Below are 14,913 nucleotides of genomic sequence, written 5' to 3' on the forward strand. Positions count from 1 at the left end.
GGCGAGGAGCCGTAGCCGAGTGATGAACGCACAGGAGAAGTCTGGCGTGAATGGGGCGATGATTGTCAAGCTTTGCTTTTCGTCAACCATCTTGCATGACCGATTGGCGACCATCTCCTCGTCCCGACCTTATATTACCCGTCGCCTGTCGCCGCCAGCGCGCAGTGACTTGTCAAGGATGGAGGCTCGCAGACCCCATCGCGCGGCGACTTGTCCTTGACGGTCACGAGCACGGCGGCAGGTTTGCCGTGGTCGGGGAGCCCTTCCTTGGGCGGAAGCCGACGACAGTGTTCGAGGGGAACTCGCCATGAGCCGGATGCGCAGAGATCGTCCGACGCTCTTGTATTTGCTGGATCCCAGCCGGCTCCGCCTCCGATTGCCTCGGTAGCTCGGCAGCCTGAGCGCGTCGGCGGCATCATGCCATTATCATCCTACGAATAGCATGCTCCATCGTCCTGGACGAGACCGGTTTGGCTAGCGAAAGGACGAAGGTCTGATTACCAGATGTGATCGGCATGGGGTCGCTTCCACCAACGACGATGATGGGCACCGTCATCAGGGTGGTACGTACGGCTTCGGGCTGTCCTGGCCCGAGGAAAGTCGCTTGATCGAAAATTAGGAGGTCGGCTGCCTTCCCGCTCTCGATCCAGTCGCAAAGACTTTCGCAGGTCGCGAAGCCGACAGGCTTATAACCAAGCGCGGCGATCTTATCGTTGTAGATCTCCAACGCTGCTGGATCGGACTCCACGACTGCAATGATTTCTCCATTGCCAAGTGATCCATCGTCTGGACCGGAAGCGCTATCAGCTCTGACCTGCTCCTCGGCGCAGGCCGGTAAGTAGAGATCGAAGCGTGTACCTCGGCCAACAGCCGAGGTGACGTCAAGGCATCCTGCGAGCGCGCTCACATGGCGGTCCACCGCAGCAAGACCCAGTCCGGTCCCGCCGACGCGAGAGCGCGTGGTAAAAAAGGGCTCAAAGATGTGCGGAAGCACCGAACTTGCGATTCCTTGGCCATCGTCGCTGATGGAGAGGAGAACGTAATCTCCCGGTTTCAAGGTGCCCTTAGCCACAGGCTTCGTTTGACAGACGTGAGCGCGAGAAACGCTAATCTCGACACGGCCCTCATTCAAGAGAGCCTCCGACGCGTTCTTGCATAGATTCATAAGGATTTGCTGTATCTCGGTCGGGCTGCCCTCGATCACCGTTTGCCACTCGTTGATCTTGAAGTTCAACTGAACATCCGCACGAAGTGTAACCCGCAGCAACGGCGCGAGATCCATTACACTCTCCGAGACGTCGAAAGGCATCGTCACGCGCTTCCGGGTTCGGCTTAGTGACAAAATTTGATCAATAATCAGCTTGGCTCGGTTGCTGGCCAAGATAATTTGGCCGATGTGGCCCCGAATTCTCGAGGGGCGGCGCACAAGACCTTTAGCCATCTCTGCGTAGCCGACTATTGCTCCTAGAACATTATTGAATTCATGTGTAACGCCGCTTGCGATTGTGCCGACAGCCGTCAGCCTTTCCGCATGCTCCCATCGACTCTCAAAAAGGTTACGTTCCGTGTGTACACGTTGCATTTCAAGATGGTTGCCTAAACGCACAGTAGCGCTCGCCAGAACCAGGAGGTCGTCTGTGGAGGGTGGTGAGCGATCTCCTTCAAAAACAAGGATACAAACCGCAGCCTGCTGATCGGAGGCCCTGCACCCAACAATTTGACAAACACCGGTAGTGCCTACGGCAGTCCGAACGACTTCCGACGCCGGAACGACGCGAAACACTGGCTGTTCCGGGTGTACAAGTGAGACGACTTCATGGATTAGCGTGGCGTTCCAGACGCGCATGCGCTTGTTCGCGACAAAGTACTCGGTATTCCTGCTGATACTCGGATCCACCAGAGCAAGCGCGCATTGATCCGCATCGAAAACGCATTGAATGAGTCTAAGCGCTGCTTCGGTGGAGAAGCGCCGCGAAGCCTTCGTTGCTTGACTGTCGATGAAGCAAGCTTCGATCTCACTCATTGCCGCTTCAAGCTCTAACCGCCTTTCCAACCGGTTCGTCCGCACATGCAGCGTGGAGGCTCGAATGGTCGCAAACAAGCAGAGGCATATGGACACCAAGCCAAAGAAAAGTCGTGTACGCTGCGCTTGCGCGCTGGCGAAGCTGTAGGCTTTCAGATGTTCTCGCTCCAATTCGGCAGCCTTGGCGAACGTGTCGAAGGATGGGATCCGATTGACAGCGCGGTCCAACCTCAACATTGAGGACAGGATAGCGCGGCCCTCGCGGGCAACATCCTCCGTGACTTGGTCCTGGCTAGGAGGAAGTCGGCGGAGAGACTGATCGATTTGTAATGCGAGGCTGAATCCCGGTCTGGCCGAAAATTGAAGGATCAGATTGGAAAATTCAGGCCTGTTCGACAATCCCCCCCGAAGGCGATTAGCCGAGCGAGCAAAGCGTACCAGAGAGCTTTGCAGAAGCTCATTTTGCGCGGCCGAGGCCGAGATGGCAGCTTCTGTGTTTTCGAGGGACTTTTTGAGCTGTGCAACCAACCTGGAGTGCACCCCGGAGCTCTCATTGGGCGAAATCTCAACAAGGCGTTGGTAGTTTTGAAGGTTCCTTTTTAATGCATGCCCGGTAGAAGCAACGGAACGGAGGTCCAATACCATGTCGGCGCGGGCGACGTCTCGCTGGAGCAATGCGTAGTTGATCTGAATCGTCCGCAGTTCGCTTAGGACCGCCTCGTTGATCTGGGGGTCTTGCCACTGTATCGCGACCAAGAGCGCAACCGAGGCCACTAGGGCCATTACAGAAGCTTTGTCGGTACTGAGCCATTTTTCCCAAACGAACGGCGTTTGATCCGCGGTGCGTGCCTTGCGAAGGTCCGATTTGAATTCTAGCTCCCCATCGCGTCGGTGTGCGGCCGGATGCTGCTGGAACAGGAAAGCCAAGTGTACCTCTCCCCTCAAATAGGCGGTGTAGACACCGTTGCACTCTGCCCCCATGGCCCGCTGACCTTCCATTGATTCGCGGGCGTTTCGACCTCGACGGCGAGGCGGCAGCACAAGGCGGGCAACTGATCGCAGTTTTCGGAACTGGTCTTCCGAGAGATCATCGAAGGGGCATACAAGCGCACGCCTGCAGCAGCCGAGGATGATACCGGCCGGTCAAACGCAACTGGCGAGGGCCGGATCTGCTGTTGGCTGGCAGCTAACACTGGCGGGGCGGCGGCCTCAACTCCGGCGTGCCTAGAGCCGGCTGGTGCGAAAGCGTCCGACACGCTTCCCTTGGGGGCATCCCGTCCAGCGGGCATCCTTGGATCGCTGAAAAAAGACGCGGCGGCTTGATGATCCTGCCCTCGCTGAAGCACCTCGCGAAACCCTTTTTCCAGTCGCAGAAGCTCCTCTGGACCGGTAGGCGGCTCGGCAGCTCGACCATCGAACAGTGGCCGGAGCGCCTCGGACACGTGCTGCTCAAAGCCCACTCGCCGGGCCTGGACCGCTTGCCCGTCTTCCAAGCCGGCGTCCTGCACCTGCGACAAAGCTGTTAAACGGGATGGATTACTATTTCGCCGGTTCATACTAGCCTCACATCAAACTGTATCGTCAAAGTCCTGCGCCAATTCACACAGCGGGTCATCGAGTTGAGATTCTGCGGAGAGCGCCTCCTCTGCTCCCGTCAAGGGCGCCGGCTCCGGGAGGGCGCCTGTCTGGCTTTCAAAGATGCGTTTCAGAATGCGATCCGAAAAATATCGCACCTTCCTCAATTTTAATGGTGGCAGACCTTTGATAAGAACAATCTCGTAGTCGTCATCGAGCAGCCGAACCTGTTCGGGACGCAATAGCGGTGCACCTTGATGTGAATTCTGAACGTTCCAATCGAACGTTCGCGCCTGGCTGTAGGAAATCGATTTGGCTTGAAATGTGAATCCACCGATAGCTTTGGAAATGTAGTTCGGAGTCTCGTCATCTACCTCGATGTTCCTAGAAGCGCGCCGGCAGCCCGGGCGGGGGGCTTGGGGTTAGACTGCCGGCCCACGCCACTCAGAAAGAGCGGCCTCTTTTCGCGGTTCGGACACCCATAGTCAACCCGGCAACGTCTGGATGCCCGCTGTGCTTTTTGCAGAGCGGCGATGCCGGGCATATCGGCCGATCCTGTCTAGGATGGTGTGGCCACTCTCGTCGGCCGAGTTGATGCTCCAGCCAGTATCGCCTTGCCGACCAGCATGAGTTCGCCGTTAGATCGTTGCGAGCCGAGACCGAGGTAAAAAGCGCGTGTTATCGACTATGTAGCTGACGCTCCCGCTGACGCCTTCGAGTGCGCACGCTATGCCCCGTTCGCACCCTCTTGTGAATAGTACTGCTCCATGCACCTGAAACCGCCTCCTGGGGCCAGGCTTGCTGATTCAACACGATTGATCCGACGCCAAGGGAAGCGGTTTCGAGGTGCCGCAACGCGTACATGATGATGGCCGCCGCGGGGGCCTCGCGGACTTCGAGAACCTTTTCACCGGTTGAGATGTGTTCGAGCCCGGTTGCTGACATACTGGCTCTTGCGGCTGCTGATCGACTTCAGTGCTCGTCGCGATGCGGCAAGCGATTTTTTGCGGCAAATGACCTTTCCGAAAAGTTTGCGACAGAACCCGCCGACGCCGCTCTCATCGAAGCGGATGAGGCTCAGCGGCCTCCCCTGTCCGACATTTGCGTCGGTTTGGCGATTTGACCCCAGCCATGGAGCTCAACGCCCCGCGTCGGAGCGCTCCCTACTTCTGAAGGAAGCCATTAGGTCCGCTCGGGCTTGATCGGAGGCTTGGCTGATGGACGTCGTGGTTGCTTCGCTCAGTTGCCGCCCCATGGCGCGGCTTTGCGGATTATCAGTCCTCTGCCTCTTCGCCGGTATCAACAGCGCTGTGTAATGTTCATTGTTTATGATGACGCCCCCGCTGTTCACGAGGTTGCTCCTGTCAAGTGTACTCGTCAGTCCGTCCTGGGCCTCGCGCTTCTTGCCCAAGTGCCGTTCAAACGGCGCTGGCGCGACTTGTTGAGCTCGAGAGATGGGTCCCTGCTCTCCTGCGTGGCCATGAGCTTGTGCCGCGGTCTGCGCAGCGGCGTGCCCAATGGCACGAGCCTCCATGCCGACTGCGTCTTCCCGACGAGCAGCAAGGGCAATTTTGCGCCCGGGTGCGAACTTCCGGAGATGAGCTAGTGCACTGATCCCAGCGGAGTTCATATAGCGCTTGGCATCTTCATCCAGCGACCCCTCGTGAAGCCGATCCGCAATCCGCGGCTTTTTGTTTTCAACCAGGCATTGACTGAAACGTCTAAGAGCAGACCCATAGACCTGAATGGTACCGGGATTCGGCCCGGTCGCAGGCGCTCCCTTGTACTCTTTGATGTGAGCCGCTGTGTACTCTCTGATGAGCGCGGCGTCGGCAGGGTCGGGATTCAGGACAGCGCGGCCCAGCACTGGCGCTCCGCCCGCCCACGTCTTGAGACGACCTAGTGACCCAGCCACGTCCGAGGAGCCACTCTTGCGCTGGTACTCCTTGAGATCCGGATCCAGCGACGAATCGTTAAGCCGAGCGGCAAATCCCGGCTTGTTGTTTTTAAAGAGCCAATGACCAAAGCCGAGAAGAGAATCTACATGGCGCTTGACCGTGCTCTCCTGGACCTTACCGGCATAGAGTGCTGACCTCAGCCCTTCGACAACGGTCGCATCGTTGGAATAAAGAGGACGCTGGTCGTGACCGGAGACCACTATTGGAGGATCTGGCTGCACCGCCGCCGGCACAGAACGAGCATGGTCATGCAACTCGAACGGTGCGGGGGGATTCAGATCAACCACTGACGAATCCGGCGCATGATGATGGCGCGCCGTTGAGTGACCCGGCTGCAGCACCGAGGCACCCAGCATCGACCCACTGCCTCCGGCGTAGGGCGCCGCGGCGTGTTCTTGTCCGCTCCCTTGCATCATGGGCTGCGCCTCCCATGGCAATGCACCCACTTGATGGGTGGGGGCCTGCATCAGCACGCGAGCGCCTGAATTGCCGATCTCGCTCAGCTGCGGCTCAGTGGCAACGTCCTGCAGACGACTGTTCAGGGTCCTTTGCCTCTTCGCTGGTCTCAACTCCGCTGTATCATGCTCACGGTTGATGAGGACCTCCTCGCTTGGTAGCTGGTTGCTCCTGTCCTGTGCAGCGATCCGCTCGTCCGGCGCGCCCTGGTCGCCGTAGATCAGGGGACGAAAGGACTCTGCGGGATCCGAGGCTTGGTGATGGTGCCCAGGCACGAAAGACGATGTCACAACAGCGTCGTCTTTCCCAGGGAGGAGATTCTCTGGCCAACTGAATGCCTCCTGCGGCCCGCTGCGCTGCGCAGCGGCGTCCCCCTTGCTCTCAAGACTTTGAAATTTAAATGGGTCCCCGGGAGCAACGTCTGGCGCTGACTGGCCGAGGCGCTTGATCTGCTGGGGAAACGTCCCAACGGGGCTTTCCTTAACCGCGTCTCGGGCCTGTCGGTCCATGAGTTCAAAGTTCGTGAGATTATTTGCCGTTCCGAATGTATCGTCACCCCTGAGGCGGGTTTGTAGTGCCTGCCGATTGACGACGAGGTTGTTGAGGTTCACGTCTGGCAGGTCTGGCTGCCATCTTTGCAATCGCCCAACCAGCGCCCGCGTGCCGTCCACCACGTGGACTCCGCAATCCACCTCGTTTCTCTGCTGGGCGATGCGGGGTGAGTCCACGCGGGTCTCCAGGCTGACGCCCAGATTTTTTGCGAGCTTTTTTGCAAGCGGGTCATGCCATCCGCTGACGGAGTCATAATGATAGGCAACCGGCCGTTCCCGGTCGCTGCGATCAACGAACAGCAGCGACCAATGGGTGCCGCGCTCCGCAAGAGTCTTACCGCCATCGCTCACTGGCACGAACAGGAAGTCGGCTGTGTCGTTACCGTTCTGATTATGGACGATGCGCTGGAATGCGCTTAGCCTGTCGCTCTTGGAGCCCAAGCGCAGATGATAATTGGCTACGAGGGGATCCACGAACCGCGTCCGGGCGGCGAGATCTGGATTGTTCCCCTGCAACTCCTGCTCCAGGAGCTGGTAATCCCTCTGAATATGTTCGTCGCCTAGCAATTCCAATGCGCCGAGCACCCGCCCGTCTTTAGCTTTCCCAGGGGGCTTCTCTGGCCGACCCAATGCCTCCTGCGGCCCGCTGCGCTGCGCAGCGGCGTCCCCAATGGCACGAGCCTCCATGCCGACTGCGTCTTCCGGACGAGCAGCAAGGGCAATTTCGCGCCCGAGTTCGGGCTTCCGGAGATGAGCTAGTGCACTGATCCCACCGGAGTTCACATAGCGCTTGGCATCTTCATCCAGCGACCCCTCGTGAAGCCGATCCGCAATCCCCGGCTTGTTGTTTTCAACCAGGTATTCACTGAAACGTCTAGGAGCAGATCCATAGGTCTGAATGGTACCGGGATTCGGCCCGGTCGGCGCTGCCTTGTACTCTCTGATGGGAGCCGCTGTGTAATCTCTGATGAGCGCGGCGTCGGCAGGGTCGGGATTCCGGACAGCGGCGCGGTCCAGCACTGGCGCTCCGCCCGCCCACGTCTTGAGATGACCCACTGCTCTAGCCACGTCCGAGGAGCCGCTCTTGCTCTCGTACTCCTTGAGATCCGGATCCAGCGACTCCTCGTGAAGCCGAGCAGCAAATCCCGGCCTGTTATTATCAAAGAGCCAACGACCAAAGCCGAGAAGAGAATTTACATGGCGCTTGACCGTGCTCTCCAATGCTGACCTCAGCCCTTCGACAACGGTCGCATCGTTGGAATAAAGAGGACGCTTGTCGGGACCGGAGACCCCTATTGGAGGATCTGGCTGCACCGCCGCCGGCACAGAACGAGCAGGGTCACGCAACTCGGATGGTGCGGGGGGATTCAGATCAACCACTGACGAATCCGGCGCATGATGATGGCGCGCCGTTGAGTGACCCGGCTGCAGCACCGAGGCACCCAGCATCGATCCACTGCCTCCGGCGTAGGGCGCCGCGGCGTGTTCTTGTCCGCTCCCTTGCACCATGAGTTGCGCCTCCCATGGCGATGTATCCACTTGAGGGCCGGGATCATGCACTGGTTCGTCCATTTGCTTTTGCAACCGAGCCCACCTTTCGGCCACCGCGGCCTCGCCAACCGCGGAGGGCGTCTCCTCAGCCCTGGCGAACGCTGGCCCGGCAGGCGCCGCCGGCACAGAACGAGCATGGTCACGCAACTCGAACGGTGCGGGAGGATTCAGATCAACCACTGACGAATCCGGCGCATGAAGATGGCGCGCCGTTGAGTGACCCGGCTGCAGCACCGAGGCACCCAGCATCGACGCACTGCCTCCGGCGTACGGCGCCGCGGCGTGTTCTTGTCCGCTCCCTTGCGTCATGAGTTGCGCCTCCCATGGCGATCGTAGAAGGTCCGCGTGCGGAATCGAGTCGAAATATCCCGACAAATCAGCGTCGACCGTCTGCTTTTGCAACCGAGCCAGCCTTTCGGCCACCGCGGCCTCGCCAACCGCGGAGGGCGTCTCCTCAGCCCTGGCGAACGCTGGCCCGGCAGGCGCCGCCGGCACAGAACGAGCAGGGTCACGCAACTCGGACGGTGAGGGGGGATTCAGATCAACCACTGACGAATCCGGCGCATGATGATGGCGCGCCGTTGAGTGACCCGGCTGCAGCACCGAGGCACCCAGCATCGACCCACTGCCTCCGGCGTAGGGCGCCGCGGCGTGTTCTTGTCCGCTCCCTTGTGTCATGAGTTGCGCCTCCCATGGCGATCGTAGAAGGTCCGCGTGCGGAATAGAGTCGAAATATCCCGACAAATCAGCGTCGACCGTCTGCTTTTGCAACCGAGCCAGCCTTTCGGCCACGGCGGCCTCGCCAACCGCGGAGGGCGTCTCCTCAGCCCTGGCGAACGCTGGCCCGGCAGGCGCCGCCGGCACAGAACGAGCATGGTCACGCAACTCGAACGGTGCGGGGGGATTCAGATCAACCACTGACGAATCCGGCGCATGATGATGGCGCGCCGTTGAGTGACCCGGCTGCAGCACCGAGGCACCCAGCATCGACCCACTGCCTCCGGTATGCGGTGCCAGGTGCTCGCCACTGCCTCCGGCGTACGGCGCCGCGGCGTGTTCTTGTCCGCTCCCTTGCATCATGGGCTGCGCCTCCCATGGCAATGCACCCACTTGATGGGTGGGGGCCTGCATCAGCACGCGAGCGCCTGAATTGCCGGTCTCGCTCAGCTGCGGCTCAGTGGCAACGTCCTGCAGACGACTGTTCAGGGTCCTTTGCCTCTTCGCTGGTCTCAACTCCGCTGTATCATGCTCACGGTTGATGAGGACCTCCTCGCTTGGTAGCTGGTTGCTCCTGTCCTGTGCAGCGATTCGCTCGTCCAGCGCGCGCTGGTCGCCGTCGCGCCAGCTCAGGGGACGAAAGGACCCTGCGGGATCCGAGGCTTGGTGATGGTGCCCAGGCACGAAAGACGATGCCACAACAGCGTCGTCTTCATTAGCTTCCCCAAGGGGGAGATTCTCCGGCCAACTGAATGTCTCCTGCGGCCCGCTGCGCTGCGCAGCGGCGTCCCCCGTCCCAACGGGGCTTTCCTTAACCGCGTCTCGGGCGTGTCGGTCCATGAGTTCAAAGTTCGTGAGATAATTTGCCGTTCCAGATGTATCGTCACCCATGAGGCGGGTTTGTAGTGCCTGCCGATTGACGACGAGGTTGTTGAGGTTCAGGTCATCTGGCTGCCATCTTTGCAATCGCCCAACCAGCGCCCGCGTGCCGTCCACCACGTAGACTCCGCAATCCCACCTGTTGCTCTGCTGGGCCATGCGGGGTGAGTCCAGGCGGGCGCCCAGCCTTTTTGCGAACTCTTTTGCAAGCTCTTTATTGTATTCCCCGGCGGAGTCATAATGATGGGCAACCGGCCGTGCCCGGTCGCGGCGATCAACGAATAGCAGCGACCAATGGGTGCCGCGCTCCTCACGAGTCGTACCGCCATCGCTCACTGGCACGAACAGGAAGTCGGCTGTGTCGTTACCGTTCTGATTATGGACGATGCGCTGGAATGCGCTTAGCCTGTCGCTCTCGGAGCCGAAGCGCAGATGAGAATGGGCTACGAGGGGATCCACGAACCGCGTCCGGGCGGCGAGTTCTGGATTGTTCCCCTGCAACTCCTGCTCCAGGAGCTGGTAATCCCTCTGGATATGTTGGTCGCCTAGCAATTGCAATGCGCCGAGCACCCGCCCGTCTTCATTAGCTTTCCCAGGGAGCTTCTCTGGCCGACCCAATGCCTTCTGCGGCCCGCTATGCTGCGCAGCGGCGTCCCCAATGGCACGAGCCTCCATGCCGACTGCGTCTTCCGGACGAGCAGCAAGGGCAATTTCGCGCCTGAGTTCGGACTTCCGGAGATGAGCTAGTGCACTGATCCCACCGGAGTTCATATAGCGCTTGGCATCTTCATCCAGCGACCCCTCGTGAAGCCGAGTCGCAATCCCCGGCTTGTTGTTTTCAACCAGGTATTGACTAAAACGTCTAAGAGCAGATCCATAGGTCTGAATGGTAGCGGGATTCGGCTCGGTCGCAGACGCTGCCTTGTACTCTTTGATGAGAGCCGCTGTGTATTTTCTGATGAGCGCGGCGTCGGCAGGGTCGGGAGTCAGGACAGCGCGGCCCAGCACTGGCGCTCCGCCCGCCCACGTCTTGAGACGACCCACTGCTCTAGCCACGTCCGAGGGGCCACGCCTGCTCTCGTACTCCGAGGGGCCGACCCTGCTCTCGTACTCCTTGAGATCCTGATCCAGCGCGTCAAGCCGAGCAGCAAATCCCGGCCTGTTATTATCAAAGAGCCAACGACCAAAGCCGAGAAGAGAATTTACATGGCGCTTGACCGAGCGCTCCCCGACCTTACCGGCATAGAGTGCTGACCTCAGCCCTTCGACAACAGTCGCATCGTTGGAATAAAGAGGACGCTTGTCGTGACCGGAGACCACTATTGAAGGATCTGGCTGCACCGCCGCCGGCACAGAACGAGCATGGTCACGCAACTCGACCGGTGCGGGATTCAGATCAACCACTGACGAATCCGGTGCATGATGATGGCGCGCCGTTGAGTGACCCGGCTGCAGCACCGAGGCACCTAGCATCGACCCACTGCCTCCGGCGTACGGCGCCGCGGCGTGTTCTTGTCCGCTCCCTTGCATCATGGGCTGCGCTTCCCATGGGGCCGCGGCTTCGATGAGGCTCAGGTCTCCCTGAGACGGATGAGGATGGAACGGGTCTGGCAGAGCCGGAACGCCGGGGGCCGGAATTTGGGCAGCGGCTCGGCGCGCCTCGCCCAAGCGCTGCTCAAAGCCCGCTTGCCCGGCCTGTGCCGCTTGCTCTTGAGATGCCGGGGGCTGCAACTGCCGCCAAGCTGTTACATTGGATCGGTCAAATTTGTGCCGGTTCACGCTAGCCTCACGTCCACAGATCAGCTGAGCAACCTACTCGGGCATACTTACGAGAAGCTGACGAGGTCCGCGGTCCCGAAGCGGGTAGGCCTAATTTTCTGCGCGCCGATTGCGCTGGCGCGACGTAGCCCGGCCTTTTGCCAGCTCGGCAGCTACGGCTCGCAAAGAGCGTCGTAAGGCTTGCGGAGCCGCCCCAGCTCCCGTCGAGGAGCAATCCACAATTCACATATTGGAGATGGCTCGCTGGTTTACCGGTGTCGCTTTTACTTCCCGATTTCAAACAGGGAAAAGAGGTGTTGTTTAGGTTTTAGCGCTACGACAGCCCCGATTTTCCGCTAACGATTTCATTGGTCATTTGCCGAACCGATTACACAACCGAAAAGCAACTCCTTCCCCATCTCTCTCCGATGAAGCATGGTCCGCGGCACGTCGTGTAGCCCGCGAGCTGGATAAGATCCTCGATGGTGCGGGGCCCCGTCAGGCGCCGATCGAGCGGGCCGCCGCGGAGCTGCGCCCGCCAGATCTACAATCTGCTGGCGCGCTACCGCATCGACCGGACCGTGACGTCGCTGCTGCGCGACGGGGAGGGGACTCGGAAAAAGCGCCTTGACCAGGGTATCGAGGAGATCATCGTGAAGACGCAGTGGCTCGTGCTGGAGGCTCCGCCGCTCGCTCCCGTCGTGGCCGAGGTCCGGGCTCGCTGCGAGGAGGCCGGCCTGGCCACTCCATCCTATCTCACCGTCGCGCGTCGCATACCCTCGCTGTTCAGCCCCGAGTAGATCGCGAGGAAAAGATCAGCGAACCCGAAGCATCCTTCAACGGCTCAAGGCGCGGCCGGGTTACATCCATGCCACGCACCCGCTGGATGTCTGCCAGATCGATCACACACCCACCGACATCAACTTCGTTGAGGTCGTCGACGGTGGTGGAACCTTCATCGGCCGCGCATATCTTACGATCGTTAGCGACGTGGCCACGCGCTGCATTCTCGGCTTCTGCCTCACCCTTGAGAAGCCATCGGCGCTGTCGGTCGCGCTCTGCCTCGCGCAGGCCATGTGTCCAAAGGAGGCATGGTTGGCCACGCATCCTGGTCGACGGCGCGCCACAACCAAAGCTTTTTGCCGGGCGATGGTGACGACCACTTCGTTCAGGTACCAGACATCATTCCGGCACGGCGGCTTGCGGCGCAAGCAGCGAGCGCAGTCCGGCCCGAACTTGATGCCCCAACGGCGACTTGTCTCATACGAAACCACGATGCCGCGTTCCAGCAGCATTTCCTCAACCAGGCGCAGGCTCAGCGGAAACCGGAAATAAAGCCAGACCGCGTGGGCGATAATAGGCGGCGGAAATCGGGGGGCGTGTAGCTGACGGCGGGCGTATTCATGCCCCCCGGCGTCCATGTCGCAAATCTTGACGATTGCTTTGTGTGTCAAGCCGCCGCAGGTCCCAACGCGTTCATATGCAGACATTGTGAAAATCGCCCTATTCCGCCTTTTTTTTACCGCCCCTTAAGTCCCCCGCTCGCATGCTTGTCGATGCCATTGAACTCATAGCCATCGGGCAAGGATTTTGGAAAATATGTTTCCGCTCGCAGCAGAAAACGTGAGAGTCGCTGTAGGCCTAACGTTAAGGGGAGAGAGCGGTTTGAATTGGACGAAATGTGTACCGGAGTACCGAGTCATGAAGCCCCGAGGTAGTCTGGTCCGACTGAAGCAATTTCAGGTGAATGAGAAGCGGCGACAGTTGCACCAGCTAGACATGATGATTGCCGATTTCGAACGCATGGCGCGAGAACTGGACTTCCAGATAAACGCCGAGGAAACGAAGGCCGGCATCTCCGATGTCAATCATTTCGCTTATCCGACGTTCGCCAAGGCCGCTCGCCTACGTCGTGACAACGTCAAGAATTCGCAATCGGACCTTCTGCGGCAGAGAACCGCAGCCGAGCCATGCCTCGCCGAGGCTGAAGCAGAGCTCTCCAAGGCGCAAATGCTAGATCGCGCAGCGGCAGAGGCCACGACCTCGAACCCGGCAACCGAAGCGCCATGATCGGCTGAGCCGGACGGCTTCAGCGCGCCTCAATTCGCGACACCGACTGGCCGTTGGCGCGCGAGAGGCGTGCGGGCAGTGTAAAGATATCAGCGGTTAATGCAGCGATAGCTGGCCGGGACGGCTGTCATGCTGCGGCGACATACGCGATTTTGTTCCAGATTTGCATAGCGGCGTTACGCAGGTATTGGGAGAAAGTGGAACTGGTTGGCAATCGGATCAACGGTGGAGACGAACCGCTGCCGGCGGGTCGGCGCCTGGCGGCAACGCCTGGCGCTTTCGGCGACGGCGGTAACGGCAAAGCAGGCTGGCCGCGTCGAGGATGAAGCGCTTGCGCGATGCCGTTCTGCTCACGGCCGGGAGACGGGGTCGGCCCCGCCGGCCGGATGCTGCTCGCTTGGCGCGGCACCGTAAAGTCAACCGACAGCTTATGAAGATGTGCGTACATTGGGCCATGTCAGAAGTTGCTCGTGGTCCGCTCTATGGTCGCCACGGCTTTCCCCCGAGATCATTGCGCACGCGGTATGGCTCTACTTTCGCTTTCCGCTCAGCCTGCGCATGGTTGAGGGCATGCTGGCGGCCCGCGGCATCATCGTCACGCATCAGACCGTTCGAAGCTGCGCGGAGAAATTCGGACGGAATTTCGCCCGAGAGATCAAGCGACGGTCAGCCGGCTGCATGGGCGACAAATGGCATCTCGACGAATGTGTCGTGGCTATCAGTGGCAAGAAGCAGTGGCTCTGGCGTGCCGTCGATCAGGACGGCTTCGTCCTCGAAGTGCTGGTACAAAGCCGCCGAAATGCCAAGGCGGCAAAGCGTCTGATGCACAGGTTGAAGGCTCAAGGGCAGACACCACGGATCATGATCACGGACAAGCTCCGATCCTATGATGCCGCCATGCGCGACCTCATGCCCGGCGTCGAACACCGGTCGCACACAGGCCTGAATAATCGAGCGGAAAATTCGCACCAGCCCACCCGACGACGCGAAAGGATCATGAAACGCTTCAAGTCGGCACGCCAGCTTCAGCGGTTCGTTTCCATCCATGATCCGATTGCCGACCTGCTCCACTTTCCCTGCGATGCGCTGTCATCGGCTCAACATCGAGACCTGCGTAACGCCGCCATGCATTGTGTCGCTACAGCGTCACAGCCGTCCCGGCCAGCTATCGCTGCATCAAGCCGATGAAACTTACAGTGCCGGGCGCGCTGCTACCTGATTTTCCTTACCGCTCAATCAATCTGACAGCACCGATTCTTCTCAACCGCGGCATGCCCTAAATCGCCACCTGCGTGCCGATCTCGACCACACGTCCGGTCGGGATCTGGAAATACTCCGTCGCATCGGCCGCCGAGCGGGCGAGCCCGATGAACAG

The 14,913-nt window shown here is 60.0% G+C and carries 5 protein-coding genes and 5 pseudogenes; 5 read left to right on the forward strand and 5 right to left on the reverse strand.

The window, feature by feature from the left end; all coding sequences use genetic code 11:
• Nucleotides 1–415 precede the first annotated feature (415 nt).
• Nucleotides 416–2,950 (reverse strand): two-component system VirA-like sensor kinase, encoded by a 2,535-nt coding sequence (locus NKI05_RS30845; RefSeq protein ID WP_352794059.1) that lies wholly within the window; start codon nucleotides 2,948–2,950, stop codon nucleotides 416–418.
• A 395-nt stretch (nucleotides 2,951–3,345) separates the two neighbouring features.
• On the opposite strand from NKI05_RS30845, the gene NKI05_RS30850 reads away from it, so the two are divergent.
• Nucleotides 3,346–3,549 (forward strand): hypothetical protein, encoded by a 204-nt coding sequence (locus NKI05_RS30850; protein WP_352794061.1) that lies wholly within the window; start codon nucleotides 3,346–3,348, stop codon nucleotides 3,547–3,549.
• Nucleotides 3,550–3,591: 42 nt separating this feature from the next.
• On the opposite strand, the pseudogene NKI05_RS30855 reads toward NKI05_RS30850, so the two are convergent.
• Nucleotides 3,592–3,969, reverse strand: a pseudogene (locus tag NKI05_RS30855) (type IV secretory system conjugative DNA transfer family protein); the annotation flags it as partial.
• 767 nt (nucleotides 3,970–4,736) lie between these two features.
• Nucleotides 4,737–11,114: a Ulp1 family isopeptidase gene (locus NKI05_RS30860; RefSeq protein WP_352794063.1), complete on the reverse strand. Its 6,378-nt coding sequence runs from the start codon at nucleotides 11,112–11,114 to the stop codon at nucleotides 4,737–4,739.
• A 730-nt stretch (nucleotides 11,115–11,844) separates the two neighbouring features.
• On the opposite strand from NKI05_RS30860, the pseudogene NKI05_RS30865 reads away from it, so the two are divergent.
• Nucleotides 11,845–12,569 (forward strand): annotated as a pseudogene (locus NKI05_RS30865) (TnsB C-terminal domain-containing protein); the annotation flags it as partial.
• Here the strand turns inward: NKI05_RS30865 and NKI05_RS30870 are convergent.
• Nucleotides 12,568–12,873 (reverse strand): annotated as a pseudogene (locus NKI05_RS30870) (IS6 family transposase); the annotation flags it as partial. The pseudogenes NKI05_RS30865 and NKI05_RS30870 sit on opposite strands and share 2 nt — an antisense overlap.
• Before the next feature lie 296 nt (nucleotides 12,874–13,169).
• On the opposite strand from NKI05_RS30870, the gene NKI05_RS30875 reads away from it, so the two are divergent.
• From NKI05_RS30875 to NKI05_RS30885, 3 genes and pseudogenes are all read left to right on the forward strand, one after another.
• Entirely contained in the window at nucleotides 13,170–13,538 is a 369-nt protein-coding gene (locus NKI05_RS30875; protein WP_352794065.1) for a flagellar export protein FliJ, read from the forward strand.
• 243 nt (nucleotides 13,539–13,781) lie between these two features.
• Nucleotides 13,782–13,942: pseudogene (locus NKI05_RS30880) on the forward strand (DUF1403 family protein); the annotation flags it as partial.
• Between the two features lie 50 nt (nucleotides 13,943–13,992).
• Nucleotides 13,993–14,726 (forward strand): annotated as a pseudogene (locus NKI05_RS30885) (IS6 family transposase).
• Between the two features lie 88 nt (nucleotides 14,727–14,814).
• Here NKI05_RS30885 and NKI05_RS32315 read toward each other — a convergent pair.
• Nucleotides 14,815–14,913 (reverse strand): KUP/HAK/KT family potassium transporter (locus tag NKI05_RS32315; protein WP_502898780.1); only part of this gene is annotated, 99 nt, incomplete at its 5' end.

Source organism: Mesorhizobium sp. M0771 (genome assembly GCF_040320155.1).
GTDB lineage: Bacteria > Pseudomonadota > Alphaproteobacteria > Rhizobiales > Rhizobiaceae > Mesorhizobium.